Annotated in this window: 28 protein-coding genes; 19 read left to right on the forward strand and 9 right to left on the reverse strand. The window is 42.2% G+C overall.

The annotated features are described in order from the left end of the window. The first annotated feature begins 338 nt into the window (after positions 1–338). Both BO225_RS10520 and BO225_RS10525 read left to right on the forward strand, forming a co-directional pair. Positions 339–1,025, forward strand: a complete 687-nt coding sequence (locus BO225_RS10520; protein ID WP_076342176.1) for an AzlC family ABC transporter permease — start codon at positions 339–341, stop codon at positions 1,023–1,025. Beyond that, complete coding sequence (locus tag BO225_RS10525; protein WP_076342177.1) at positions 1,022–1,303, forward strand: AzlD domain-containing protein; 282 nt, start codon at positions 1,022–1,024, stop codon at positions 1,301–1,303. Before BO225_RS10520 ends, BO225_RS10525 begins: the two co-directional genes overlap by 4 nt. Before the next feature lie 125 nt (positions 1,304–1,428). Here the strand turns inward: BO225_RS10525 and BO225_RS10530 are convergent, their stop codons facing one another. Together BO225_RS10530 and BO225_RS10535 are read right to left on the reverse strand one after the other, a co-directional pair. After that, complete coding sequence (locus BO225_RS10530) at positions 1,429–2,355, reverse strand: DUF4097 family beta strand repeat-containing protein (protein WP_076342178.1); 927 nt, start codon at positions 2,353–2,355, stop codon at positions 1,429–1,431. 16 nt (positions 2,356–2,371) lie between these two features. Continuing rightward, positions 2,372–2,671, reverse strand: coding sequence for a PadR family transcriptional regulator (locus tag BO225_RS10535; protein WP_076342179.1), 300 nt, complete (start codon positions 2,669–2,671; stop codon positions 2,372–2,374). A 157-nt stretch (positions 2,672–2,828) separates the two neighbouring features. On the opposite strand from BO225_RS10535, the gene BO225_RS10540 reads away from it, so the two are divergent. The 4 genes from BO225_RS10540 to BO225_RS10555 all read left to right on the forward strand — a co-directional run bounded on the left by BO225_RS10540 (position 2,829) and on the right by BO225_RS10555 (position 6,297). Next, positions 2,829–3,494, forward strand: coding sequence for a response regulator transcription factor (locus BO225_RS10540; RefSeq protein ID WP_076342180.1), 666 nt, complete (start codon positions 2,829–2,831; stop codon positions 3,492–3,494). Between the two features lie 90 nt (positions 3,495–3,584). Next, positions 3,585–4,499, forward strand: coding sequence for an ABC transporter ATP-binding protein (locus BO225_RS10545; protein WP_076342181.1), 915 nt, complete (start codon positions 3,585–3,587; stop codon positions 4,497–4,499). Further along, the gene (locus BO225_RS10550; protein WP_076342182.1) at positions 4,492–5,316 is read left to right on the forward strand and encodes an ABC transporter permease; all 825 of its coding nucleotides are present in this window, start codon (positions 4,492–4,494) and stop codon (positions 5,314–5,316) included. Before BO225_RS10545 ends, BO225_RS10550 begins: the two co-directional genes overlap by 8 nt. 12 nt (positions 5,317–5,328) lie before the next feature. Then, entirely contained in the window at positions 5,329–6,297 is a 969-nt protein-coding gene (locus BO225_RS10555) for a sensor histidine kinase (protein ID WP_083632194.1), read from the forward strand. 236 nt (positions 6,298–6,533) lie between these two features. Here BO225_RS10555 and BO225_RS10560 read toward each other — a convergent pair whose 3' ends face one another. Together BO225_RS10560 and BO225_RS10565 are read right to left on the reverse strand one after the other, a co-directional pair. Continuing rightward, positions 6,534–7,742 carry an acetyl-CoA C-acetyltransferase gene (locus BO225_RS10560; RefSeq protein ID WP_076342184.1) on the reverse strand — a complete coding sequence of 403 codons (1,209 nt, stop codon included), beginning with the start codon at positions 7,740–7,742 and terminating at the stop codon, positions 6,534–6,536. A 111-nt stretch (positions 7,743–7,853) separates the two neighbouring features. Beyond that, on the reverse strand, positions 7,854–8,978 hold the full coding sequence (locus tag BO225_RS10565; protein WP_076342185.1) for an amidohydrolase: 1,125 nt from the start codon (positions 8,976–8,978) through the stop codon (positions 7,854–7,856). Between the two features lie 171 nt (positions 8,979–9,149). On the opposite strand from BO225_RS10565, the gene BO225_RS10570 reads away from it, so the two are divergent. The 7 genes from BO225_RS10570 to BO225_RS10600 all read left to right on the forward strand — a co-directional run bounded on the left by BO225_RS10570 (position 9,150) and on the right by BO225_RS10600 (position 16,530). Continuing rightward, on the forward strand, positions 9,150–10,289 hold the full coding sequence (locus tag BO225_RS10570; protein WP_076342186.1) for an acyl-CoA dehydrogenase: 1,140 nt from the start codon (positions 9,150–9,152) through the stop codon (positions 10,287–10,289). 22 nt (positions 10,290–10,311) lie between these two features. Further along, positions 10,312–11,109 carry an electron transfer flavoprotein subunit beta/FixA family protein gene (locus BO225_RS10575; RefSeq protein ID WP_076342187.1) on the forward strand — a complete coding sequence of 266 codons (798 nt, stop codon included), beginning with the start codon at positions 10,312–10,314 and terminating at the stop codon, positions 11,107–11,109. Between the two features lie 18 nt (positions 11,110–11,127). Further along, positions 11,128–12,156 carry an electron transfer flavoprotein subunit alpha/FixB family protein gene (locus tag BO225_RS10580; protein ID WP_076342188.1) on the forward strand — a complete coding sequence of 343 codons (1,029 nt, stop codon included), beginning with the start codon at positions 11,128–11,130 and terminating at the stop codon, positions 12,154–12,156. Positions 12,157–12,171: 15 nt separating this feature from the next. Beyond that, on the forward strand, positions 12,172–13,008 hold the full coding sequence (locus BO225_RS10585; protein WP_076342189.1) for a 3-hydroxyacyl-CoA dehydrogenase family protein: 837 nt from the start codon (positions 12,172–12,174) through the stop codon (positions 13,006–13,008). Positions 13,009–13,059: 51 nt separating this feature from the next. Beyond that, entirely contained in the window at positions 13,060–13,839 is a 780-nt protein-coding gene (locus BO225_RS10590; RefSeq protein WP_076342190.1) for an enoyl-CoA hydratase-related protein, read from the forward strand. A 12-nt stretch (positions 13,840–13,851) separates the two neighbouring features. Beyond that, positions 13,852–15,402 (forward strand): acyl CoA:acetate/3-ketoacid CoA transferase, encoded by a 1,551-nt coding sequence (locus BO225_RS10595; RefSeq protein WP_076342191.1) that lies wholly within the window; start codon positions 13,852–13,854, stop codon positions 15,400–15,402. Positions 15,403–15,477: 75 nt separating this feature from the next. Next, a complete protein-coding gene (locus BO225_RS10600) occupies positions 15,478–16,530 on the forward strand; it encodes a threonine aldolase family protein (RefSeq protein WP_076342192.1) in 1,053 nt (350 codons plus the stop codon). On the opposite strand, the gene BO225_RS10605 is transcribed toward BO225_RS10600, so the two are convergent. From BO225_RS10605 to BO225_RS10625, 5 genes are all read right to left on the reverse strand, one after another. Beyond that, a complete protein-coding gene (locus tag BO225_RS10605) occupies positions 16,516–17,604 on the reverse strand; it encodes a metallophosphoesterase (RefSeq protein ID WP_076342193.1) in 1,089 nt (362 codons plus the stop codon). The genes BO225_RS10600 and BO225_RS10605 overlap by 15 nt on opposite strands. Further along, positions 17,594–18,355: an alpha/beta hydrolase gene (locus tag BO225_RS10610; protein WP_076342194.1), complete on the reverse strand. Its 762-nt coding sequence runs from the start codon at positions 18,353–18,355 to the stop codon at positions 17,594–17,596. Before BO225_RS10610 ends, BO225_RS10605 begins: the two co-directional genes overlap by 11 nt. A 2-nt stretch (positions 18,356–18,357) precedes the next feature. Beyond that, a complete protein-coding gene (locus tag BO225_RS10615; RefSeq protein ID WP_076342195.1) occupies positions 18,358–19,551 on the reverse strand; it encodes an ATP-grasp domain-containing protein in 1,194 nt (397 codons plus the stop codon). Positions 19,552–19,554: 3 nt separating this feature from the next. After that, complete coding sequence (locus BO225_RS10620; protein ID WP_076342196.1) at positions 19,555–20,070, reverse strand: NUDIX hydrolase; 516 nt, start codon at positions 20,068–20,070, stop codon at positions 19,555–19,557. Positions 20,071–20,160: 90 nt separating this feature from the next. Beyond that, the gene (locus tag BO225_RS10625) at positions 20,161–20,880 is read right to left on the reverse strand and encodes an N-acetylmuramoyl-L-alanine amidase (protein WP_076342197.1); all 720 of its coding nucleotides are present in this window, start codon (positions 20,878–20,880) and stop codon (positions 20,161–20,163) included. Between the two features lie 103 nt (positions 20,881–20,983). Here BO225_RS10625 and BO225_RS10630 point away from each other — a divergent pair, with 103 nt between their 5' ends. Genes BO225_RS10630 through BO225_RS10655 form a run of 6 tightly spaced genes read left to right on the forward strand, consistent with a single transcriptional unit; the run spans position 20,984 to position 26,446 of the window. Further along, the gene (locus BO225_RS10630) at positions 20,984–21,727 is read left to right on the forward strand and encodes a segregation and condensation protein A (protein ID WP_076342198.1); all 744 of its coding nucleotides are present in this window, start codon (positions 20,984–20,986) and stop codon (positions 21,725–21,727) included. Continuing rightward, the gene (gene scpB, locus BO225_RS10635) at positions 21,720–22,256 is read left to right on the forward strand and encodes an SMC-Scp complex subunit ScpB (RefSeq protein WP_076342199.1); all 537 of its coding nucleotides are present in this window, start codon (positions 21,720–21,722) and stop codon (positions 22,254–22,256) included. The genes BO225_RS10630 and scpB overlap by 8 nt, the downstream gene beginning before the upstream one ends. 14 nt (positions 22,257–22,270) lie before the next feature. After that, positions 22,271–22,996 (forward strand): pseudouridine synthase, encoded by a 726-nt coding sequence (locus BO225_RS10640; RefSeq protein ID WP_076342200.1) that lies wholly within the window; start codon positions 22,271–22,273, stop codon positions 22,994–22,996. Then, the gene (locus tag BO225_RS10645; protein WP_076342201.1) at positions 22,993–23,721 is read left to right on the forward strand and encodes an RsmE family RNA methyltransferase; all 729 of its coding nucleotides are present in this window, start codon (positions 22,993–22,995) and stop codon (positions 23,719–23,721) included. Before BO225_RS10640 ends, BO225_RS10645 begins: the two co-directional genes overlap by 4 nt. Then, complete coding sequence (gene mtaB / locus BO225_RS10650; RefSeq protein WP_076342202.1) at positions 23,721–24,992, forward strand: tRNA (N(6)-L-threonylcarbamoyladenosine(37)-C(2))-methylthiotransferase MtaB; 1,272 nt, start codon at positions 23,721–23,723, stop codon at positions 24,990–24,992. Before BO225_RS10645 ends, mtaB begins: the two co-directional genes overlap by 1 nt. Positions 24,993–25,003: 11 nt before the next feature. Next, entirely contained in the window at positions 25,004–26,446 is a 1,443-nt protein-coding gene (locus BO225_RS10655) for a UDP-N-acetylmuramoyl-L-alanyl-D-glutamate--2,6-diaminopimelate ligase (RefSeq protein WP_076342203.1), read from the forward strand. Positions 26,447–26,592: the final 146 nt, after the last annotated feature.

Below are 26,592 nucleotides of genomic sequence, written 5' to 3' on the forward strand. Positions count from 1 at the left end.
ATTCTCTGTCATAATGTTTTGCCATTTTTCATTCCTCCTCATTCTGGAATTCAAATTGTTCTTCTTATGACATTCTACCACTTGAATTTTCAGAGGTTTAAGGAATACACCATTAATACTAAATCCAGGTACTGTATCCAATCAAAGAGAATAAACGAATCAAAAAATACTGGGAAGGTATAGATGAAAAAAAGGCCTCTTTAATAGCAAGTGCTATTAAAGAGGCGGATCTCCAGTAAATTATTTCCCGTGTCTACTTGACAGGGGGCTGATCAAAAGCGGCTTTCTTTTTTTTTTGTTAAATAGATTAAAGTGAAACCATTCAAAAGGAGGGATCGATGATGAAATCATTTCTAAAAGGTGTTCGTCAAAGTATTCTGATCATGCTTGACTACATTCCGATCGCGATCGCTTATGCCTCGCTCGCTCGTACTTTTGGTTTGAATCTTCTAGAAACGATATCGATGTCTTTATTTGTCTATACAGGAGCAGGTCAAATGAGCGCAGCTGGGATGCTTGCCAAAGGAATCGGAATGATTGCGATCGTTATGACCGTCTTCATCATGAATTTGCGTCATATTATTATGAGTACAGTTGTTATGGAAGATTTGCGACATGTTCCATGGTGGAAACGTTGTATCCTCGCTTTTGGCGTGACAGATGAAGTATTTGCGGTATATACGATGGAAGATGAAAAAAACAAGGGAAGTGGCATGATCTTTTTTGGGATCATGCTTGGGGCATGGCTTTCCTGGAATTTAGGAACGCTGATCGGCTATGGTTTATCTGGTTATTTATCCGCTTCTTTAATGGCATCTTTTGGGATGGCGCTCTATGCGATGTTTATCGCGCTTCTGATGCCCGCCTTGTGTAAACTAAAAAAGCTTTGGATCCCGGTAGGCGTGTCCGCTTTGATTGGGATGCTGATTTCTAGTTTTGTTTCTTCGAATGCCGGATTGATCATAGGCAGTCTGGCAGGAGCTTTTGTTGGAACGTTCGTTCTATCCGAGGAGGATCTTTCATGAAGATGGCGATCTTGATCGGCTTGCTTTCTCTTGCGACCTATCTTCCTCGCGTGCTTCCAGCGCTGTTGATCGATTCGATCCATTTTTCTAAGCGTTGGCGAACTTTTTTGCGCCTCTTACCTTATACGGTCATGGCCGCTCTCATCGTTCCTGGAACGTTATCTGGCGATGGAGAAAGTTTTGCTGGAAGTCTCGCAGGAACTTTTGTTGCGATCCTAGGTGGCTGGTTTTCTTTACCGCCTATTTTTGTCGTGCTTTTGGCGGTTTTAAGCGCATAGATCGTGAAGGTCGTATGCTAACATTTAGATTTTCTCGCGTCCTTTCTTTATAAAAAAATCAATCATGAATTTCTAAAGCTAGATCGATAAAAAAAGGAACGAGGGTCAAATCGTTCCTTTTTCGTCTATTCTATAAATTGGATCTTGCCGCTGACTGTGCTGATTTTTAATATTGATTCTGGATCTGTACCTGGAAAACGCATTTGAGAACCAGGAATCGAGGAGAAAATAAAATCTTTTTGCTTATTGATTTCGGTTTTGATCGTTCCGCATACTGTGTTTACTCGAATCGAGGAGTTTGTTTCGATTCCTAGGATCAGTTTGCCATTGACAGAAGAGATCTTTCCTTCCTTGATCCTGCAAGACTGTAATTTCGCATCGCCATTGACCGTATCGAAACGAAGCGTTCCAAGTTCATTAGCAACGATATCAATATCTCCGTTCACACTTGAGATCTTCGTGGAGTCAAAGTTGTTATTTTCTAAAAAAAGATTGCCGTTCACGACTTCAAATCGAGCCGAGCTCGCCTGCTGGTCGATCACTTTCATTTCAGCGTTCACGCTGTGGATCTCTAGCCATTCGAGATCCAAGTTATGAGGAAGATCGACATGCAAGATGATTTCCGGATATTTCTTCTTAAATAAGCTGATCTTAGATTGAGGTTTGGCGCTAATGATTAGTTTTGCTTCCTCTTGCAGAATATTGAGAAATTCTTGCCCTTTTTCACAGCGGATTTGTGCCACATCGTTTGTTTGAAGGACAATTTGTCCATTAGGAATCGAAATCAGCACACTTTTCAACGTTTCAAAGTAAAGACTTTTATTCGTTTGGGATGGAATAGGAGGTAGGGAAGCTTCTTTCGTTTTGGCTTCTTCTCCTTCAAAATAGGATACTACCTCTTCGATCGGTCCTAGGGAAGCCAAATATTCTTCTTCAGCTAAGCCCGATTCTTCCGTGGCTTCTTGTAAATAAGCAATCATATCCTCAACTTCTTGAGGAGAATGATGTGCAAGCAATTGATTCCTTAATTGTTCATAATAACGGTTCGACATTCGTTTCTCCTTTCGTTTACACGATAGCATCGATCTTTGTTTCGTATTGTTTCCAATCTTTGCGCATAGCAGTCAGTTCTTCACGACCTTGTAAAGTGAGCGTGTAATATTTTCGACGACGATTACGGATCGTCTTTTCATAACTATCGATCTGTTTTTCACTCTGCAGCTTTTTTAAGATTGGATACAGCACAGGTTCTTTGATATTTTGGATCGTTTTGATCGTTTGACAAATTTCGTATCCATACGAGTCTTGTTTTTCCAAACACGCAAGAATCAAAAATTCAAGCATTGGAGCTGGTAATGGAAATCGCATAGATCCGTCTCCTTTCTGTAGGTTTATTATAACATTATATATATAAAAATTATATATATAAAACTGAAATATATTAAGATTCAGAATTATTTTCGTAACTTTCTATCCGAACCGATCCTTCGTATAATGAATAGCAACGATAGAGGAGGTTCGGACAATGAAAATGATCTTGATCGTTGAGGATGACTTGGAAATTGGAAATGTTCTTCAAGAAATTCTCATCGCCGAAGGATATCGTATAGCTCGCGCTTTCTCGGGAACAGAAGCGCTCCTTTTTCTTTCGAATCATTCACCGGATCTTGTCCTTCTTGATTTGATGCTGCCAGGATTGTGCGGGGAAGAAGTATTAAGAGCAATTCAAGATATTCCAGTGATCGTCTTGAGTGCTAAAGTTGATCTAGATCACAAGGTGGATTTGCTTTCCGGCGGAGCGGTCGACTATATCACGAAACCGTTTTATCCAAGAGAATTATTAGCTCGCATTGCGATCCATCTTCGCACATTTCGATCTTCTCTCAATCAAGGGATCCTCGTATTTGATGAACTGGAATTAAATATGGATACGCGTCTTTTAAATGTTCAAGGAAAAGAAATCAAGTTGACACGTACGGAATTTGCGATCTTAAAACTTCTTATGATCAATCCGAATCAAGTGATCACAAAATCCCAACTGCTCGATCGAATTAGTGACGATACACCCGATTGTACGGAAGGTTCTTTGAAAATGCATATCAGCAATTTGAGAAAGAAATTACGAGAAGTAAGTGAAAAAGACTCTATTGAAGCGATATGGGGAATTGGCTTCAAAATGAAATCTCAATAATCTTTACTTTTTCTTTACTCTTTCCTTGCCTTTTTTATTTACTCTTTGTCGCTATAATGCCTCTAAATTGACAAGGAGGAAAAAACCAATATGGAATACGTTCTAAAAATCAATGGTTTAACAAAAAGTTATAAAAACTTTCAAGCCTTAAACGGACTTTCGTTGCATATTCCAAAAGGATCGATTTATGGATTTATAGGAAAAAACGGAGCAGGAAAGACCACGTTGATTCGTTTGATTTGCGGTTTACAACAACCAGATGAAGGGGAGTATACGCTCTATGAGAATTTAAATCATGATCCTTCGATCATAGAATCGCGTCGAAGAATGGGAGCCATCATAGAAACTCCATCCATTTATCTAGACCTTAGCGCGAAAGAGAATTTGATCCAGCAAGCAAAGATCTTAGGACTTCCCTCGTTGGATGGTCTAGAGGAGATCTTGCGTTTTGTTGGATTAAACGACACAGGAAAGAAAAAAGCGAAACACTTTTCCTTAGGAATGCGTCAAAGACTAGGAATTGCGATCGCACTCGTAGGTCGTCCTGATTTTATCGTTCTCGATGAGCCGATCAATGGACTTGATCCACAAGGAATCGTCGAAATACGTGAACTGATCTTGAAATTAAACAAAGAACAACAAATCACAGTATTGATATCCAGCCATTTTTTAGATGAGTTATCGAAGCTAGCAACCCATTATGGGTTTATTGAACGAGGTCGGATCATAAAAGAGATAAGCGCGAAAGAATTAGAATTGGCATGTCGATCCTATATCCGGATCGAAGTCACAAATATTCATACACTCTCTCGCCTACTGGATTCAAAACACTTGGAGTATTCGATTCTTTCAAAGACGACGGCTGATATTTATTCAAAAATCAATATTTCCGAATTGATCTTGATGCTGAAGAAGGAAAATTGCGAAGTTCTCTCGCTCCAAGAAAAAGAAGAAAGCTTAGAAAGCTACTATATTTCTCTTTTAGGAGGCAAGGATCATGCGTAATCTCTTATCCGCCAACTTTATGCGATTATGGAAAGAAAAAGTGTTTTGGATCTTGTTTTCATGGATGCTTGTTCTTGGCGCTTTATTTCCGATATTGAAGAAGATCAATGAAATCAAAACGAATATCATCGAAACGCCCGATAGTGCCTTTGGACAATTTGCGATCTTGATCGGAATCGTGATGGCGATCTTTTGTAGTTTTTTTGTAGGCCAAGAATATAGTGACGGAACGATCCGGAATAAGATCGTAGTTGGAAAAAAACGGATAGACATCTATCTTTCCAATTTCATTGTCTGCGTATTTGTAAGCTTGCTTATGGGTTGTGTTTTCTTTTTTACCTATTTTATTGTTGGGATCCCGTTGTTGGGTGGTTTGACGTTTGAGCCAAAAATCGTGTTCCAACTTATTATGACTGTTTTCTTTCTTTCTGTTGCTTTTTCAAGTGTCTACACGATGATCGCTATGATATGCTCAAGCAAGTCGATTACAGCAATTCTCTCTATTTTGCTGGCCTTTTTATTTTTGTTGAGCGGTCTTTATCTCAACAAGATGCTCAATGAACCTGAAACTATATTAGGAATGCGGATGGAAGCAGGAGAGCCAGTTTACGAGGAGTCGAAAAATCCAAGTTTTTTAGAAGAAGATGAACGAAAAGTGTTCCAGTTCTTGTATGATGCAAATCTTGGAGGTCAAGTGATACAATGTGCCACTCTCGATTCGATTCATTTATCGATCCTTCCTGTCTATTCACTCGTTTTCACCTTTGGAACTGTGATCATAGGTCTTAGGGTTTTTCAGAAAAAAAAGATCAATTAAGGAGAATTTGTTTTGGAATTGTGGTTATGGATGATAATCGGTATTTTAGTGGGTAGTATAGTAGTTTTATCAATAAAAATTTATTGTTTGCGAACATCGATTCAAGAAATCGAAAGAGGACTCATCGACCGACTTGATCATGATACAAATATTTTGATCGACGTTTCCAGTCAAGATCAGTTTATTCGAAGCTTGGCTACGACACTGAATCGGCAGCTTAAGATCCTGCGTCAAAAAAGCATTCAGTATCAAAACGGAGAACGCGAAGTTCAAAATGCGATCTCCAGTCTATCCCACGATATTCGAACGCCAATGACTGCGATCTACGGCTATATTGAGCTTTTGGAAAAACAAGAACATACGTCCGCTTCAAAACACTATATAGCCATTATTAAAAAGAGAATGGAGATACTCGCTCAACTTGCTGAAGAGCTTTTCCAGTATTCAGTGAGCGCTTCATCCACTATAAAAATGAAAAAAGAGCCTGTATTGATCAATTCGGCGTTAGAAGAAAGCATCGCAGCTTTCTATGGTACGTTGATCGATAGAAAAATCACGCCAAATATTCAAATATGCGAGACGAAAGTTATTCGAATGCTCGATCGTTCATCGTTATCTCGTATTTTTTCCAATTTATTGAACAACGCTATAAAATATAGCGAAGGAGATTTGACGATTGTATTAACGGAGCAAGGAGAGATCATTATTTCAAATCGAACGAACGCATTGGATCCGATTCAAGTCGGAAAATTGTTCGATCGATTTTATACAGTGGATACAGCTCAAAAATCCACTGGTTTAGGATTGGCGATCGTAAAAAATCTCGTTGAAAAAATGGAGGGAAAAATTGATGCTGTCTATAAAAATGGGATCTTGAGCATTATGATCGTTTTTGATGAAGAAAAGACGAAGAAGATCTTGAATCAAGGAATTAGCCAAGGTCGAGTAGAAACCAAACAAACGGATTTCGAAATCCTGTAGTGGCTTCAAGCGTATGACCGTCATGATCTAAGCATTCAAGCTTTACAATGTTCCGATATCGAACTATTTAAAAAGCTTGTGCTCGATCGTAGACTTTAAAAATCAGTGAATTTCGTAGAAAAAACGTAGGACCTGTTGACGATCCTACGTTTTTTAGATTCTGTTTTGAATTTGTTGCTCAAAAAAAAGAGGTGTTTAGAATTTCGTTTCTAACAACAACCTCTTTATTGTTTTGATTAGTCTTCTACGTTTTTAACGATGACAGCGACACCCATACCGCCGCCGATGCAAAGGGAAGCAAGACCATATTTTGCTTTACGCTTGATCATCTCATGGAGAAGGGAAACGAGGATACGGTTTCCAGAAGCACCTACTGGGTGACCAAGAGCGATCGCGCCACCATTGACGTTTGTGATCTCCATCAACGCTTTGCGGTCGATGCCTGTCTTTTCGATCAATTCATGAACAACACCAAGAGATTGGGAAGCGAACGCTTCATTCAGCTCGATCAAGTTCATATCTTGAAGAGTAAGATCCGCATCTTTTAACGCATTCAAGATCGCTGGCGTAGGACCAAGACCCATTACGAGTGGATCGACGCCGCCTTGACCACAACCGATGATCTCAGCGATTGGTTTCAAATTGTATTTTTTAACAGCTTCTTCGCTAGCAACGATGACCATGCTCGCACCATCGTTGATTCCAGAAGCGTTACCAGCAGTGACTGTTCCATCTTTAATGAAAGCAGGACGAAGCTTGGCGAGTTTTTCTAAACTTGTTTGACGAGGGTGTTCATCCGTATCGAAAACCGTCACGCCTTTTCTCGTTTTGATTTCGATTGGAACGATCTCATCTTTGAATTTACCTTCAGCGATCGCCATCAACGCTTTTTCTTGCGAAGCAAGAGCGAATTCGTCTTGCGCTTCACGCGTAATATCGTATTTCTTCGCGATATTTTCAGCTGTTACACCCATGTGTACATTGTTCATTGCATCTGTCAATGCATCATAGATCATTGCATCCACAACGGTTTGATTTCCCATTTTCGTGCCAGTGCGGTTTTTGCCATTGACCAAATATGGAGCAGCGGACATGTTTTCAACACCACCAGCTACATACACATCACCCCATCCAGCATGGATACGGATCGTAGCTTCGATGACAGCTTCAAGACCTGAACCACATACCATGTTGATTGAATGCGCAGGAATCGTTTCAGGAATTCCAGCATCCAACGCGATATGACGCGCAATATTTTGTCCAAGACCCGCCGAAATTACGTTTCCGATGATGACTTCATTAATATCTTTTGGTTCGATACCCGCTTCCTGGATCGCTGCCTTTAAAACAGTGGCTCCTAATTCAGCCGCAGGAACATTCGTTAAGCTTCCTAAAAAAGTACCGATCGCACTGCGTTTCGCAGCGACAATATAGGCTTTGTTCATACTTTGTAAATACCCTCTTTCTACTCTCGTAAGAGATTTCTAACGTTATATTAGGCTCTTTCCAGAGCTCTGTCAATGATTTGTGAATTTTTTAATAAGTGGAAAGCGCTTTTAATTGATTTGTTTTCCATCAATAAAAACATTTTTGATCTCATTTTGCGGATCGAGAAGGGAAGAAGTGCAAACGATCAAATCCGCATCTTTACCCACCTTGATGCTTCCAACACGATCAGAGATCTTCAAAATCTTTGCTGGCGATAAAGTGATCGCCTCGATCGCGTCTTTCCCGCTCAAGCCTTCTTTGACGCTCAAAGCCGCACAAATCGGCAAATATTCTTGAGGAACAACAGGGGAATCCGTGGTGATCGAAAACAAGATCCCGTGCTCTTTCATGACCTTTGGCGTCTTGAACGATTTAGCTTTCAATTCATATTTACTTTTATGGGTGAAAGCAGGACCCACAATACACGGATATCCGCTTTCTTTGATCTTATCGACTATGATCGCTCCATCCGTGACATGATCAAGAGTCAAGTCAAGATCGAATTCTTTACCGATCCGGATCGCTGTAAGGATATCGTCGCTCCGGTGTGCGTGACACTTGAGCGGCATTTCCTTTTTAAGAACAGGAATCATCGCCTCATACTGCATGTTAAATGGAACATCTTTTCCACTCTCTTTTTTCTCCATATACTCTTTTGTCTTGAACAACAAATTTCTTAAAAGAGCCGCAATATTCATTCGAGTTTTGATTTTCGAATCTTGATAGACCCGTTTAGGATTTTCTCCAAACGCCGCCTTCATCGCAATGTTCTCTTGTACGATCGCATCATCGATGCACTTTCCATTCGTTTTATAGCAAACAAATGTTCCGCCAACTACATTCGCGCTTCCGGGACCGGCCGCAACACAAGTGATCCCCGCTTCACGTGCATTTTTGACGGATTCATCCAAAATATAACAGCCATCGATCCCTCGAACTTGGGGAGTGAGAGGATCCGACATCTCATTGACATCGTTACCTTCCATTCGGATCGAACTTTCTTCCATGCCAAGATGACAGTGCGCTTCGACCATACCTGGATAGATATTCAATCCTGTACAATCGATGATTTCTTCTTTTGGAAGAGCATCTAGATCTTTGCCAACACCCGCGATTACGTTTTTAGAAATACGAATATCGCCAAAAAAATCTTCTCCTTCAACGGGGAAGACATGTCCATTTTTCAATAACATAATTCTCAAACTCCTTTCCACAATTTCTATCATATCACTTGTTAAAGAATTAACAAATAGTATTGACTTGAGAATGTAACAGCTTTACAATAAATCTGTATGAAAAATCTTTCTATTTCATGCAATCCAGACTAAAAAGTTCAATTAATATGGGAAAGGAGAACTTCATTTATGGATTTCAATTTGACAGAACAACAAAAAATGATGCAGAAGTTGTTCAGAGAAGTTGCAGAAAACGAAGTAAAAGAAAACGCTGCCGACGTTGATGAAAACGAACGTTTCCCAAAGGAAAGCGTAGAAGTTATGCGGCAAAGTAAAATGCTTGGAATCCCTTATCCACGTGAATACGGTGGAGCAGGTGCGGATTATCTAAGCTATATTCTTGCGGTCGAAGAACTTAGCAAGAAATGCGCGACGACAGGTGTCGTATTATCAGCACATACCTCATTAGGCACTTGGCCGATCGCTCAATTTGGCACGCCAGAACAAAAAGAAAAATATTTGAGACCACTTGCGAGTGGTGAAAAATTAGCTGCGTTCGGTTTGACGGAACCAAATGCCGGAACAGACGCCGCTGGACAGCAAACATACGCTGTTAAAGATGGAGACGATTACATTTTGAATGGAACGAAGATCTTCATCACGAACGCAGGAGAGGCTGATGTCTATATTATCTTTGCGATGACAGACAAGTCCAAAGGGACTCGTGGTATCTCCGCATTTATCGTAGAGAAAGACACTCCAGGCTTTACAATCGGTCTACATGAAAAGAAATTAGGTATTCGTGGATCTGCGACAAGCGAATTGATCTTCAATAATGTACGTATTCCAAAAGAAAACCTTTTAGGAAAAGAAGGGCAAGGGTTCAAGATCGCGATGATGACGCTCGATGGAGGACGGATCGGTATCGCGGCCCAAGCTTTAGGTATCGCGCAAGGAGCGATCGATGAAGTCATTCCTTATGTAAAAGCACGTAAACAATTTGGACGTTCTTTAGCGAAATTCCAAAACACTCAATTCCAATTAGCCAATATGCAAACAGCCGTCGACGCTGCTCGTCTTCTTGTTTATAAAGCAGCCATGGCCAAAGAAAACGGAGAACCATATTCGGTTCTTGCGGCAGAAGCGAAGTTGTTCGCCGCTGAAACGGCAATGGATGTTACGACAAAAGCGATCCAGCTCATGGGCGGATATGGATACACGCGCGATCTTCCAGTCGAAAGAATGTTCCGCGATGCGAAGATCACTGAAATCTATGAAGGAACTTCCGAAGTACAGCGCATGGTCATCTCTGGCGCTATGTTGAAGTAATCGTGAAAGAAAGGATCTTAATATGAAAATAGCTGTTCTCGTAAAACAAGTACCGGATTCAACAGAAATCACGGTCGATAAAAATACAGGTACTTTGGTCCGCGATGGCGTTCCTAGTATCATCAACCCAGATGATCTTGCTGGTCTTGAAGCGGCGCTCGCTTTGAAAGACAAAGACGATTCTGTAGAAATCACTGTTATTTCCATGGGGCCTCCTCAAGCGAAAGGTATGCTTCAAGAAACGATCGCCCGCGGAGCCGATCATGCGGTTCTTTTGACAGACCGTCGCCTAGGCGGTGCGGACACTTGCGCGACTAGCCGTACTTTGGCGGCCGCTCTTGACAAGATCGGATACGATCTGATCATCGCCGGACGTCAAGCGATCGATGGCGATACAGCGCAAGTTGGTCCTCAAACTGCAGAACGCTTGAATATTCCTCAAGTCACTTATGTGGATGAGATCATCGAATTGACTCCAGAATACGCTGTTGTTCGCAAAGCGCTCGAAGATGAAGAACAAATCTTGAAAGTCAAGCTCCCAGCTGTGTTAACGACACTCTCTGGCATGAATAAACCTCGTTATATGAACTGCATGGATATCGTGGATTCGTTCAACAATCCAGTTCAGATCATGACTTATGATGATTTGGTCGACATCCTTCCGCAAAACGAAATCGGTCTAGCCGGTTCTCCAACAAAAGTTCATAGAACATTTACAAAAGACGTTTCCGCAGCAACAGAGACATTCGATCTTCCTGCTCAGGAAACAGCTGAATTGATTGCGAAAACGTTGAAAGACAAGCAATTGATCACGAAGTAGAAAGGCGAGTAAGCAAAGATGGCAAAATTTCCTGATTATAAAGATATCTACGTATTCGTAGAACAAAAAAATGGAGAGCCTGCGGAAGTCGGGTACGAATTGATTTCCGAAGCCCGCAAACTTGTCTCCACGATCCCAAATATGGATTACAAAGTTGTCGGCGTGTTGTTAGGCGACAATGTGAAAGATAAAGCAGAAGAAGTGATCGCGCATGGCGCGGACAAAGTGATCATTGTCGATGATCCTCTTCTTAAAGACTATTCGACGCAGTTCTATGCGGATGCGCTCACACAAATCATCAAAGAATTCAAACCAGACTCTTTCTTGACAGGCGCAACTGTATTAGGACGCGATTTAGCACCTCGTGTGGCTGCCCGGATCAATGCTGGACTTACAGCTGACGCGACAAAGATCGATATCGACCAAGATAAAGTAGCCGATGGAGAAGCGCTCCTTCTTGTTACTCGTCCTACATTTGGCGGTAACTTATTCGGTACGATCGTTTGCCCTGACACACGTCCTCAAATGGCCACGATCCGTCCAAAAGTGTTTGACATGGCACCTATCGATGAAACTCGCACAGGGGAAATCATCGAATTCAAACCAGAATGGGAATCGACAACACCACAAGTCGAAATCATGGAAACAGTGGCAAAAGCTTTGGAAGGTGTCGATATCACGAAAGCGAACATCCTTGTAGGCGTAGGTCGTGGAGCTGAGCACAGCATCGAAACGATCAAAGAATGCGCTAAAGAACTTGGAGGAGAAGTTTGCGCGACACGTGCTGTAGTCGAAGATGGATTCATGGATAAAGATGTTCAAGTTGGGCAAACCGGAAAAACTGTTCGTCCTTCTCTCTATATCGCTTGTGGAATTTCGGGCGCTGTACAACACGTAGCTGGAATGGAAAAATCGGATATGATCATCGCGATCAATCGTGACCCTGAAGCGGAAATCTTCAAGATCGCCAATATGGGATTTGTTGGCAATGTAGACGAAGTTCTTCCACTTCTCGTTGAAGAAATCAAAAAAGCGAAAGCAGCTTAAGGAGTATACTAAATTATGACAAGAAAAATTGGTGTAGTAGGCGCCGGAACGATGGGGCAAGGAATTGCCAACGCGTTCGCAAGCGCTGGAAATGATGTAATCGTAGTCGATGTTAAAAAAGAATGGGCAGAAAACGGTGTCAACAAGATCTGCGCTGGAAAAGACAAACTTGTAGCGAAAGGCAAGATCACGCAAGAAGCCGCTGATGCCGCGAAAGCAAATTTAAAAGCGGGCGTTTATGAAGATCTTTCCGATCGTGATTTGATTGTAGAAGCTGTCTTAGAACAAATGCCAGTCAAAAAAGATCTTTTCAAAATGTTGGATGGTATCGTGAAAGAAGACGCGATCTTTGGATCGAACACTTCTTCGCTCTCAATCACAGAAATCGCGAATGGAATTCAGCATCCAGTGATCGGTATGCATTTCTTCAACCCTGCGGATCGTATGAAACTCGTTGAAGTGATTTCAGGTGCGAACACTCCAGAAGAAGTCAAAGACGAAATTATCGCGATCTCGAAAGAAATTGGTAAAACACCAGTTGAAGTCAATGAAGCCCCTGGCTTTGTCGTAAACCGTATTTTGATCCCGATGATCAACGAAGCAACAGGCATCCTTCAAGAAGGTGTTGCTTCTGTTGAAGATATCGATACCGCAATGAAATTAGGCGCCAACCATCCAATGGGACCTCTAGCCTTGGGCGACCTTGTTGGATTGGATATCGTCCTTGCGATCATGAACGTTCTTTATGACGAAACAGGCGATCCTAAATATCGTCCAACGACTTTGTTAAAGAAAATGGTTCGCGCAGGAAAACTTGGCCGCAAAACTGGCGAAGGATTCTATAAATATTAAGATTGATCAAAGGCGAAACACATTCGCCTTTTTTTGAAAGGAAGAAAGAAAATGACATTCGTAGAAATTGAAAAAAAAGATCATATCGCAACGATCACGATCAACAACCCAAAAGCGCTCAACGCGCTCTCCACAGCCGTCCTTGCTGACCTTGAACAAGCTGTAGAACTCGTTAAAAACGATCCAGACACATATTGCGCGATCATAACAGGAGCAGGATCAAAAGCCTTTGTAGCTGGCGCAGATATCGCTGAAATGAAAGACAAAACAGTGGAAGAAGCTGCTGAATATGGAGCGTATGGAAACAAGATCTTCCGTATGATCGAAACGCTTCACTGCCCAGTGATCGCAGCCGTGAATGGTTTTGCGCTTGGAGGAGGATGCGAGCTCGCAATGTCTTGCGATATTCGTCTTGCTAGTGAAAACGCAGTCTTTGGACAACCAGAAGTTGGATTAGGAATCACTCCAGGATTTGGAGGAACACAACGTCTTGCCCGTTTGATCCCTGTAGGAATCGCGAAAGAAATGATCTTCACAGGAAGAAATATTAAAGTCGACCGTGCTTATGAAATTGGGCTTGTCAATGCTGTCTATCCAGCGGATCAATTGATGGAAGCTGCACAGAAAATGGCAAAAGGCATCGCGAAAAACGCGCCGATCGCGGTTGAAAAAGCGAAAAAAGCGATCGATGCCGGTCTACAAGGAAGCATCGACGATGGAATCAAAGAAGAAGTCGAAGATTTTTCCGCTTGCTTCGCTAGCGAAGACCAAACATATGGAATGGACTGCTTCTTGAATAAAGTCAAAGATAAAGTCTTCCAAAATAAGTAAGAGGGTGTCTGCATGGCAAAAATCGTAACACCAAGTGAAGCGGCCGCGCTCGTGCAAGATGGCGACCGCATCGTAATGAGCGGATTCATTGGAATGTGTCATCCTCAAGAAGTCACATACGCCATTGAAAAGCGCTTTTTGGAAGAAGGGCATCCAAAAAACCTCGATCTCGTCTTCCCGACAAACGTTGGAGATGGAACCGATCGATTAGGAATGAATCATCTTGCGCATGAAGGTCTTCTTCGCTCGATCGTTGGAGGGCATTGGAATCTAGTTCCAGCTCTTCAAAAGCTCGTCGTAGAAGATAAAGTCCAAGCATGGAATCTCCCGATCGGCACATTGGAACAGCTTCTTCGAGAAATTGCCGCTAAACGGCCAGGCGTTATCACAAAAATCGGATTGAACACATTTGTCGATCCACGTCTGCAAGGCGGAAAGATGAATGATATCACAAAAGAAGATCTCGTTGAAGTGATGGAAATCGATGGGGAAGAGTATTTACGCTATAAACCGTTTAAAAAATTAAACGTCGGCGTCATTCGTGGTACATACGCGGATGAAAAAGGCAATATGACAATGGAAAAGGAAGCTGCATTCCTCGATGCCCTAGCCCTCGCCGAAGCAGTACATAACACAGGTGGAATCGTGATCGCTCAAGTCGAAGATATCGTAGAAAATGGGACACTCGATCCAAAACATGTCAAAGTTCCTGGAATCTTGGTCGATTACATCGTGAAAGGGACTCCAGAAAATCATTGGCAAACGTATATGGATCCCTACAAACCAGAATTGTCTGGTCAGATCAAAAAACCATTGAACGCGCTGGAACCAATGCCGCTCAATGCTCGAAAAGTCGTATCAAGAAGAGCTGCGATGGAATTGCATGATGATTCGATCGTGAATTTAGGAATCGGTATGCCAGAAGGTGTAGCCAATGTAGCCAATGAGGAAGGCATTCAAGGACTTCAATTGACTGTTGAAGCTGGAAATATTGGCGGAGTGCCATCTTCAGGTGTCGGTTTTGGTTCCGCGACCAATCCTGATTGCACGATCGATTCGCCAGCCATGTTCGATTTCTATGATGGCGGCGGTTTGAATCAATGTTTCTTAGGATTAGCAGAATGCGATCCAAAAGGAAATATCAACGTTTCTCGTTTTGGACCTCGTATCGCAGGATGTGGTGGATTTATCAATATTTCCCAATCGACTCCTGTCGTAGTATTCTGTGGAACATTTACGGCCAAAGGCTTGAAAGAAAAGATTGGCGATGGAAAGCTTGAAATCCTTGAAGAAGGAAAAGTCAAAAAGTTTATCAAAGATCTAGAACAAGTCACATTCTCCGCTGATTTCGCGAAGAAATCCGGTCAAAAAGTACTCTATATTACGGAGCGCGCTGTCTTTGAACTAAGAGATGGTGTCTTCACACTTACAGAAATCGCCCCAGGAATCGATCTTCAAAAAGATATTCTCGATCAAATGGAATTTGCTCCAGCCATCGCAGAAGATCTGAAGACGATGGACGAGAGACTCTTCAAAGAAGAGCCAATGGGACTTGCTGCATAGATACACATGAAAACGGGCGGAAACGCTCGTTTTTGTATCTAAATTTTAGTATAATGAAAGACAGAGGTGACGAGTATGCTTTTTTTTAAAAACGATTATGGACAAGGCTGTATTCCAGAAATATTAGAACTCCTATCTAAAACAAATGACGAAAGCATAAATGGATATGGGCAAGACCCATATTGTAAAGAAGCGGAAGAATTGATCCGCTCCAAGATGCCAGACTCACAAGTCGATGTCCACTTCATCGCTGGCGGTACATTGAGCAATATTTCAATGATCAAGCATCTGCTTCGTCCGTTTGAAGCGGTGATCGCTTGCGATACAGGGCATATCGCGACCCATGAAACTGGCTCGATCGAAGCAACGGGACATAAAGTGATCACTGTCCCGAACGCATCCGGAAAACTGAGCGCTAGCGCCATTCGGAAAGTCTATGACGATCACATGCTCCAATTTGAGCACATGGTCTTTCCTAAAGCCGTCTATATATCAAACGCGACCGAACTGGGCACTGTCTATACGCGCAAAGAAATCGAGGAAATTAGACGTGTATGCGATGAACTGAATCTATATTTAATGTGTGATGGAGCTAGAGTCGGCTCCGCGCTCATGTCGGGTGTAGACTATACACTCAACGATATGGCGCGCTGGTTCGATTTATTCTCGATTGGAGGAACGAAAAATGGAGCTCTCATCGGAGAAGCGATCATCATTTCCAACGGAATGTTGAAACCGTATTTTCGTTTTGTGATGAAGCAATCGGGAGCGATGCTTGCCAAAGGATGGCTTCTAGGACTCCAATTTATCGGTTTGTTCAAAAACGACGCTTTTTATAAGATCGCTAAACATCAAAATGAGCTGGCGCAGCAAATTCAGGTCAAAGCGCTCGAATTAGGCTATCCGCTTTTCGTAAAATCTGAAACCAATCAAGTATTCTTAGTCGTGAATCATAATGAATACGAATACTTAAAAAAACGAGTTGAATTTGAGATCTGGGACTATTGGAACGATGATCCTGTGATCCGTTTTGTCACAAGCTTCCACACAAGCCAAGAAGAAGTCGATTATTTGATCGTCTACTTAGAAGAAGCGAAAGAAAAAGAGCAAGTCTCAGACCGGCTCTAAATCTTCCAAAAACGCCCAGCCAAGAAATCCGTTTTTCTTGACTTGCGCTTTATTTGAATAGGTGAACACGACGTGAACGTGTTCGCCTTTTTTTAATGGTATATGATAATTCGTATAATCCGTTCCCTTTAAGTCATTGCCAAAAGTTTTGACAAAAGCACGATCGATCCAAAATTGGCGATGATGATGCTCAGAATATACGAGCGCTTGTTGTTCTTGTTCTTCTAAAACATCGATCTTTCCTTGATTAAAGTTGATATAAAAAGGAATCTGTATCGAAGGGTTGACATCCCGAACAACACGATAAACAGGCTGATCCTCAATATGTACGCTCATACAATGATCTTTTTCAAAAATCAAAGCGTTGAGCTGACCTGCGGATTTGACCATATTCCCCCCGTCGATTGAATAAATGTTTTTCGTCCCATCAAACAAAGGATCAAAACGCGCGATCGAGTCGCAATACTCGCTCACTGGAATATGTCCGACCACGACTTTTTTATGAAAAGAAACAGGACGCGTAAAGAAAAAAGGACTTGCCATAACTTCCCGAAAATCATCCCCAAACGTTTCTTCATTTTCGATCGCCGCATGCGCATAGATCGTCGTTTCCGTCTCGATCACATGAGGTAGATCATTCAAAAAACTAAGTTCCTTCAAAAACGCTTTTCGAAGCGCATACGCAAATTCATCCATATCCATTCGATCCATCTCGATCCCGATTTCAGAAGCCATTTCATGAATCAAAGAGTTTTTGCGAACAGAAAGGACCGATTTTAGAAAGGGAAGTCGATAATTATACAAAATGTTTTTGGCGACAAAATCACAATTGCCAGTAATACAATGCACATCCTCACTTTCAACTTGCTGCATCACGAAACGGACAAGCTGCAAGTTCTGGGGTCCTTTTTCCACTAGATCTCCCAGCAAAATCAGCCGATCTTCTCCTTTTTTATAGTCGATCTTCTGTAAAAGCCTTTGATATAAAGAAAGATTGCCATGGATATCGCTGATCACGATCTCACGACCAACCTCCTTTTTCTTCAAACGCTTAACGACAACTTTACGATTCATGCATCAAAAAGGAAAGAAACTGATCGCTTTCTTTCTCCCAATCTTCTTCACAGTGTCTCCCTAATGGCTTTACATGAAAATGGATCCGGACCCCTTTTTTCAAAAGCAGATTGGCAAGGTCTGTACAGCCCTTAGTCTCCATTACGAATTCATGCATTCCATCACCTTCTTGCGCCCCCCAAGACAAATAGATCGCAGTATGATGAAGAATATATGTTTCATTGATATCCGCCATCAACATATTCAAAGTCGGCAAGATATAAGGGGAAAGGACGATCGCTTTCGAATAAACTTTCGAATACTTGAAAACCGCATATAAAGCCATCAATCCGCCGCAGCTCGAGCCGCCGATCCAAGTATGCTTGCGATCGCTCAAAGTCGGAAAGTGCAAATCTATATATAGTTTGAGGTCTTCAATCAAAAAATTCATCGTCGCTTCTCCTTTCCCTGGAAAAGAACCAAAATGAGTATCGTAAAAAGGGTAGGGAGAATACTCATTCAGGCGATCATTGCCTTCATGAGAACATTCCTGTCCTACCACTATGATTTCTTTTCCATTTCTTTGGATCGCGTCAATCAAACGCCAAGACCGGCCATAGGTCGCGTCCTCGTCATAAAATAGATTGTGACCGTCAAACATATACAATACAGGATATTTTTTGTTGGAAGTTAAATAATCATCCGGCAAATACATATGGATCTTCCGATATGTATCCAACATATGCATGTATACATCAAACTTTAAAATCAATTTTATTCTCCTAATCGTTCCAATGCGGTTCTAAAGAACTCCTCACGTCTTCCATTGTTGGAAAAACGAGCTTTGATCGTAATATCGCCCATAGTCGCTGCATAAGCAGGCGGAAGCTTTTCTGTATCGATCAGCTCATCGGAAAACATCGATTCGATCTCCTCGGTCGTATATCGATAGTTGATCGAATTTCTACGCCCAGCAAAACCAGCCGAATACTTTTTGAGCTTCGAATACGAGGCGTTTTTCGTCAATAAGATCTCTGCCCATAAAGAATAAACATCCATGTCGTTGGAATAGTTCATCAAATCAGGCGCAAATCCTCCAGGTGGCCGGAAGTTGACTTCCAGACCGATCAGATCGCCTTTTTTGCCAAGACCTTCCTTATCCTCCAAAAGCTTAAAGTATTCGCCATGGAAAAAGCGGTTTTTCAAACCAAAAGCATCGATTACATTTTGAGCGATCTGACGATGCTCCTCCGAAATGTGGAAATCGTAGAAGCAACCGATCGAATCTTGGTTGTTGACAGAATCCATACAATTTCCCACATAATTCATGCTGCCTAAAAAGCGAATTTGGCCATCTCCATCGCAGATTCCATCCAGAGTGACAATATCTCCAGAAATATATTCTTCCAAGATCATATGGAGATCTTTGGTTTGCTCAAATCTTTCATAGAGCTCGTGATCATTATGGACTGAATACGTAAAGCATGCACCGACTCCATGATCTGGCTTTAAAACAAGCGGATATCCAACTTCATGAGCAAAGGCTTTCGCTTCCTCATAAGAATGCGGAAGACAATAACGAGCCACCGCAAGACCCGCCTTTTCATAATACTTTTTCATGGCGGATTTTGATTGGAATTCATCGATCTTTTCACTCGTAAATCCGGTTTTTACATTAAAATCATCCCGAAGCCTAGCATCTAAGCTGAGCCATGCCTCATTATTGGATTCGATCCAGTCGATCTTTCCGTACTTGAATGTGAAATAACCAACAGCGCGGACCATTTCATCATAATTGTGGAAACTGCTCACCACATAACATTCATCCACATATTGTTTGAGTTCTTGTTTTAACGAATCATATGGCGTATCGACGATCGCTAAGACGCGGGCGCCATATTTTTTTAAACCTCGACAAAACATCCAATAGCTTTCTGGATAGTTTGGCGAGATAAAGATAAAATTCATACCTTACTCCCTCCTTGCAGCTACGGCATACAAAATCGCGATGATCGTTTTTGCGTCCGTAATTTCCTGATTTAAAACTTTCGAGTACGCTTCCTCGAGAGGCAGCCAAAAGGAATGGAGATCTTCATCTTCGTCTTGGGGCAAATGTTCCTTGGCCTCGATTGGATCGATGGCTTCATAGATCCACAATTTTTCATCACAAAAACCAGGCGTCGTATAAAAGCTCTGGATCAACCGCATCGAAGAACAAGCGTATCCCGTTTCTTCGTTGAGCTCGCGCATCCCGCACTCTAGAGGATCCTCCCCATATTCAAGTTTGCCTGCCGGGATCTCGATCGTTTCTAGATCGATCGCTTGACGAACTTGTTTTACTAGCAAGATCTTATGATCGATCATGCATAAGATTCCGACACCTCCTGGATGATGGATGATATCTCGCTGATAGACTTTGTTTTTGATCGTTACATCTTCTTTGACCAACGTAAAGATCGGGCCTTCATAAATTACTTTTTCTGTCATTGTTTTTTCCCATTCCTTTGGGATGATTATAGCATAAATCACTTGACAAAAAAGAAAAAAGCGTTCCTGAGAACGCTTTCAGTGATTGACTTATTCAATGGCTTGATTAAAGGCATTGGTGATCGCTTGCCCGATCTTTTCTTGATAGGCTGGGTCTTGAAGCCGATCGTAATCTTCCACATTGCTTAAATACCCTAGATCGATCAACAAAGTCTTCACTTCTGGATCAGCCAAGATCGAAAAATTCGAATAATGATCCGTATCCACTCCGGTAAATGTTGAAACATTGATCGTGACTAATTCTTTTCCGATTTCATCGGCAAGCGTTTCACTCAACGGATCAGGACGGGTAAAAATCGTAAATCCTTTCATTGTCGCATCGTTTGAGTTACTTGCCTGAAAGGACAAAAGCACATCGACATTTTGGGCTTTCATATTCGCAAGCCGAGAAGCGTTTTCGCTCGCTTCATCCGAATGCGCGACTTGATCGTCTTCCCGCGTATAAATGACTTCATAACCAGCGGCTCTAAGCTTTTTTCCTACTTGCTTCGCGATCTCTAAATTGATGTCTTTTTCCGGAATCTCATTGTTTCCCGTATAGCCAAGATCCTCGCCGCCATGCCCGGCATCGATCCCGATCTTGATCGAACGCTTCGAAGGGATCGAAGAAACATCGTCGTTGGTGATCGGATTGTCTTCACGAACTTGAGGTACGCGAATATTTTGTTCCGGCGTCTTCGCGACTAAATTTGGCTGTAAGACGAGCGCTACAAAAATACCGATCACTAAGAAAAATACGGCCCGTTTCATAGATATCCCCCCATTTCAGTTTTTCATAGTATCACAAATCATAGGGAAGTAAACAAACTTTGGAAGATGTTTTAGAATTTGTTATAATTAGAACGGTGATGTCATGGAATTTCAAATATCGATCGACCAATTCGAGGGGCCTCTAGACCTTATGCTCCATTTGATCAAAACGAATAAACTCGATTTGTTCGATCTTGATCTTCATATTTTAGCCAATCAATATATAGCCTATATTCAACAAATGCGAGAACTGAAGCTCGAGATCGCCAGCGAGTATTTGAGCGAACTCGCAAGTTTGATCGAATACAAAAGTAAAAAACTTCTTCCGCGCGAAGAAGTCGAAGTGAAAGAAGAATATGAAGAAGACCAAAGAGAAAAGCTCGTTTCCCGCCTTCTTGAATATCAAAAATATAAAGAAGCCAGCAGTCAGTTGAAAATACAATACGAACATAGACAGCGGCAATTTGAAAGAGCGAGCGCAAGCTTGATCGAAACATGGAGGATCCCCAAAGAAGAAGGCGCTCTCGATCATCAAAATATCTATCTCCTTTCAAAAGCGTTTCATACAGTTCTGAAACGACAAGCGATCCTCAAGCCCTATCAAACACAAGTCAATGTCAAGGAGATCTCGATCGAAGAAAGAAATGTGCAGATCTTGGATCGTATGAAAATGAGCGAAGATGGTGTCTTATCTTTTGAACAACTTGTTCGAGAATGCGGCAGTCTGTATATGATCATCATTTCTTTCCTTTCGATCCTCGATTTGATCCATAAGCGGAGCATCGCGTATCAAATCGAGGAAAACGAGCATATCATACTCTATAGAAAGGATCAAAAACATGTCTAGAACAGCGATCATCGAAGGACTCCTATTTATGAGCGGAGAAGAAGGACTAAGCTTGGTGCAGATTCAGTCCGTGCTCCAAGAACTGAGCCGAGAAGAGATCTTAAACGAAATAAAATCGATCAAAAGACGATGCGAACAAGAAAATCATGGCTTCGAACTCGTCGAATACGCTTCCCGATATAAATTTGTAACAAAAGAAAGCATTTATCCTTACGCCAAACGGCTTTACGAAAACTTGATCACCCCGACTTTATCGCAAGCCGCTATGGAAACGCTAGCGATCATCGCCTATAAAGGGCCGATCACTCGTGTACAGATCGAAAAGATCCGCGGTGTGAGCTGCGAGATGATGCTAAAAAAGCTTGTCGCCCGAGATATGATCGAAGCCAAAGACCGTCTCGATGCGATTGGGAAACCGCTCTTATATACAGTCACACAAAATTTTTTGGACGCCTTCGAGCTTGATTCGCTCCAAGCGCTTCCTGAAATCGAAATCAAAGAAACAAAAAACGAATTATTTGAATCATAAACGAGGTAACAATTATGGAAAGACTACAAAAAGCAATTGCTCAAGCAGGAATATGCTCTCGCCGAAAAGCGGAAGAGCTCATTCTGGCTGGAAAAGTGAAAGTCAACGGAAAAGTCGTCGATACGCTGGGCACCAAAGTGCGCGGAAATGACGAAATCGTTGTCAATGGAAAAGAAATCGCGAAAGAATCGAAAGTCTATTATGTTATGTATAAACCGAAAGGCACGATCTGCTCTGTCAAAGACGACAAAGACCGGAAAACCGTTCTCGACTACGCGCCAAAAGGAGAAAGGATCTATCCGATCGGCCGTCTAGACTATGATACATCCGGTACATTGTTGTTGAGCAACGATGGAAACTTCACTAATATGATGATCCATCCTCGCTACCATATCCCAAAGACATATTTAGTCAATTTGCAAGGAATGCTCAGTCAAGACGATCTCAATCGATTGAAACACGGTTTGAAGACAAAAAACGAAACTTACCAGCCCGCAAAGATCCGCATTCGTCAAAAAGACTATACGCGCGATCGGATGATCTTTGAAATGACGATCTATGAAGGAAAAAACCATCAAGTCAAAAATATGATGGAGGCCTTAGGGCACAGTGTAAGAAAACTGCATCGGATCTCTTTTGGAACGATCAGCGCGGACGATCTAAAGCCAGGGGAATATCGACGCCTCAAACCTGTCGAGATCAAAGAACTCAAACGTCTCGCCTCGGAGGGAGAGCAATGAAGCAAGTCTTCACAGATCTAAAATGCGAACTCGATCAAACGATCCCGCTGGATGAAAAACAAGCACATCACCTTTTTGATGTGTTGCGCACGAAGGAAAACGAAACGATCCGCTTGATCTCGAATGGTGAAGTCTATTTAGCCAAACCACAAAAGAAACCGTTTGTTTTCGTGTTCGAGCGCGAACAGATCGAGCCTCGTCTTGTGGATGTGACTTTATGCACAGCCTTGATCAAATCGGATAAATTTGAATGGATGCTTCAAAAAGCGGCCGAACTTGGCGTCTCTAGGATCGTTCCTTTCGTCTCGCGGTATTCCATCATTCAACTCGATGACAAAAAAGCCATCAAAAAGATGGATCGCTGGAACGCGATCCTAGAAGCCGCATGCAAACAGTGCAATCGGAGTGATCTAGTGGAATTGATGCCGATCACGACGATCGACGCCTTGCAAGAATACAAGAGCCGCTGCAACCTAGTCGCCTACGAAAAAGAAAACGAGCCATCCAAGCATTTAGCAAACTACTTATCCAAAAATCCAAGCTCCGTGACATGTGTGATCGGTCCTGAAGGCGGATTTTCTAGCGAAGAGATCGATCAACTCAGTGAACTCGGTTTTGCTCGATGCTCATTAGGAAATCAGATCTTGCGCGCCGAAACCGCAAGCATCTATGTGCTGTGTTGCGTGGAATATCAAACCCATCTAGAAAACAAGGAGGTGGATTGATGCGCTTTTCGATCATTACTTTAGGCTGCAAGGTCAACGCGTATGAATCTCAATTTTATGCCAAACAATTAAAAGAAGCTGGCTGGGAAGAAGATAATGAAACATTCGATGTCGTTTTGATCAATTCGTGCGCCGTAACAAATACCGCCGCATCCAAATCAAGACAAATGCTTCATAAAGCGAAGCGGAACAATCCCAACGCTTATTCTGTGTTGATCGGCTGCTACGCTCAAGTGCTTAGCGAAGAAGAAAAAAAGGCGTTCGATGTGGATCTGATCATTGGCGCCAAACATAAAAAAGAAATCGTTGATATCTTGCTCGAACATATGCGATCGAATCAAAAAGACGATCTTTCTGAAGATCTCGCAGAACCGTTTGCGTTTGAATCGATGCCGATCGATCAATTCGAAAGCAAGCATCGCGCGTTTTTGAAAGTGCAGGATGGATGCAATCAGTTTTGCTCCTACTGCATCATTCCGTATGCTCGAGGAAGAGAACGATCGCTTTCAAGCCAAGAAGTGATCGCGATCGCGAAAGATCTAGAAGAAAAAGGCCATATCGAAATCGTATTGACAGGGATCCATACCGGAAGATATTACGATGAAAAAGAAAAACTAGATCTAGCAGGCTTATTAAAAAAATTGCTGGAAAATACGGGGGAACAAGTCAAATACCGGATCTCTTCGATCGAGATCACGGAAGTGAGCGACGAGCTCATCAATCTGATGAAAAAAGAGCCTAGGCTTCTCCACCATCTTCATATTCCGATCCAATCCGGCTGCGATAGAACGCTCAAACGCATGAATCGCCCATATACGGTGGCTGAATTTGAAGAAAGACTATCGCTTTTGCGCTCGAAGATTCCGGATCTCTCGATTTCGACCGATGTGATTTGCGGCTTTAAACAAGAAAGCGAAGAAGAGTTTCAAGAGACCTTGAAGACATTGGAGCGACTGAGATTTTCTTTTTTGCATGTCTTCCCGTACTCGATCCGTAAAGGAACGGCAGCTGAAAAAATGAAAGGCGATGTCCATGGGGCAGTCGTCAAAGAACGAGTCAACGCGCTTTTACGACTCTCGGATCGGCTGAGAAAAATAGATATGGAGCGTTTCGATACTCTCGAAGTCCTTCTCGAAAGTAAAAAGGGGAATGAAATGCACGGCTATACAAATCAGTATCATCCTGTTATTATAAAAAAAGATTCATTACATCAAGGAAGGATCTATACTCCTTATACAACGATCAAAGACAATGTCTATATCGTAGAATAGAAAGGATCGAAATGCGATTAAGTAAACTTTTTAAAAATGCTCCGACAGTCAACGTCAGCGGTCTATGTTTTGATTCAAGAAAAGTCAAACCGGACAATGTGTATTTTTGTCTGCCTGGACTTACATTCGATGGGCACGATTTTATCGATGACGCGATCAAAAATGGAGCGATCTGCATCGTTCATTCCCGAGAGATCGAAAAGAAACAAAACGGCGTGATCTATATCAAGGTCAGTGATGTCAACGCGGCGATGAACCAGTGCGCGCGCCTGTTCTATGGCCGGCCTAGCGATAAAATGACGATGTTTGGGATCACGGGAACCAATGGGAAGAGCACGATCGCTAATATTATCCGTTCCATCATGAATGAAGTTGAACCTTGTGGCTATATTGGAACGATCGCGATCGAATATGGAGACGTAAAACTCATGCCCGATCTAACTACACCGGATGCGCTTTTTTTGCAGTCGAAGCTTGCGGATATGGTCAATGCGGGAATGAAAGCGTGCGCTTTGGAAGTCAGCTCGCATGGACTCTCGCAAGGAAGAGTGGACGGGATCAATTTTAATGTCGCAGTCTTTACGAATTTTACATATGACCATTTGGATTTCCATGGAACATTAGAAAACTATTTTGATGCCAAGTGTATCTTATTCAAAGATCGGGTCCGTAGCGATGGGGTCTCGATCTTAAATATCGATGACAAAAAGTTTGAGGCGCTCAAATCGATCTCGAAGGCGCCCGTCATTTCGTATGGGATCGATCATGAAGCCGATTATCGAGCCATCAATATTCAAATGGACAGCAATTCGACGCATTTTGATCTAGTCTATCAAGGCAAAGCGTATTCTGTCATGACAAATTTGGTCGCGACCTACAATATCTACAATTTATTGGCCGCGATCGCTGCTTTGCACGAAAGCGGCGTTTCGATGGATACGATCTTGAGCGCTTGTTCTCATTTGCCGCAAGTCGAAGGACGGCTTGAACAGATCAAAGAAGGACAAAGCTTCAATGTGATCGTCGATTTCGCACACACACCTGATGGCATGGAGAAGATGATGCAGTTTGGCCGAATGATCACACCAGATAACTCCGATTTGATCGCCGTGTTCGGTTCTGCGGGAAAGCGGGATGTAGCCAAACGAAAAGTCTTTGGCGAGCTCGCGGATATATATTGCGACTATGTTATTTTAACGGAAGACGATCCTCGCGACGAAGATCCCAAAGAGATCGCGGATATGATCAAAGAGGGAATCAAGAATACAGCCAACATCTATATCGAAGATCGTTACGAGGCAATACGGCAGGCTATTGAAAATGCCAAAGAAAACGATACGATCTTATTGCTTGGCAAAGGAGACGAAGCATTTATTTACCGGGAAGAAGGAAGAGCCCCTTGGATCGGCGATGATAAAGCGGCTCGCGAATGTATTCAAAAATACCGCAAGTAATGGCTTGCATTCTTAAAAACCCATCTTTTACAGTTTTAACAGTGCGAAAGGCGCCTATCTCCTTTATTTAAAGGGTTTAGACGCCTTTTCTTTCTTTTATGAATTTCGCCACATTTTTCCCGTTGGCATTTTTGACGATTTTGTTC

It is taken from the genome of Dubosiella newyorkensis (assembly GCF_001945605.1).
Taxonomy (GTDB): Bacteria; Bacillota_I; Bacilli_A; order Erysipelotrichales; family Erysipelotrichaceae; genus Dubosiella; species Dubosiella newyorkensis.